This is a genomic window from Pontitalea aquivivens, assembly GCF_046507575.1.
Classification (GTDB): Bacteria; Pseudomonadota; Alphaproteobacteria; order Rhodobacterales; family Rhodobacteraceae; genus Pontitalea; species Pontitalea aquivivens.
This window is the reverse complement of the sequence record NZ_JBKFEY010000132.1, coordinates 1-367: the sequence shown is the minus strand read 5'-3', so window position 1 is coordinate 367 and position 367 is coordinate 1. Positions and strand designations below refer to the sequence as shown.

At 61.6% G+C, this 367-nt stretch carries 1 protein-coding gene; it reads left to right on the top strand.

What is annotated here, in order from left to right; translation table 11 throughout:
* Positions 1 to 112 precede the first annotated feature (112 nt).
* Positions 113 to 367: CoA transferase (locus ACK8OU_RS20500; RefSeq protein WP_410305171.1), on the top strand; the 255-nt coding region annotated here is incomplete at its 3' end.

Sequence of the window (367 nt, the reverse complement as noted above, 5' to 3'; positions counted from 1 at the left end):
GCGGGATGGTCAACATCGCGCCGGAAGCCGCAGGGCGCGCCGTACCGGTAACCAAGGGGGAAGCAGTCGTTGATAGCGTCTCTGCATCACGAGGAGAGGCATCGGAGTGACAATGCAATCTAGGCCGACGGTGTCTCATGGCGCAGGCTGGCGACCACTTGCCGGCGTCAAGCTGCTGGACTTTTCGGCCCTTCTGCCTGGACCTATGGCAGGGGGGATCTTCGCCGACCTCGGTGCGGAGGTGATCAAAATAGAGCCATTGACCGGCGACGCCGTGCGTCATCGAAGTGTGCTGGCCCCGATTCACCGCAGCGCCAACCGCAGCAAGTCCAGTCTGTTGATCAATCTGAAGAAACCGGAGGCGGTT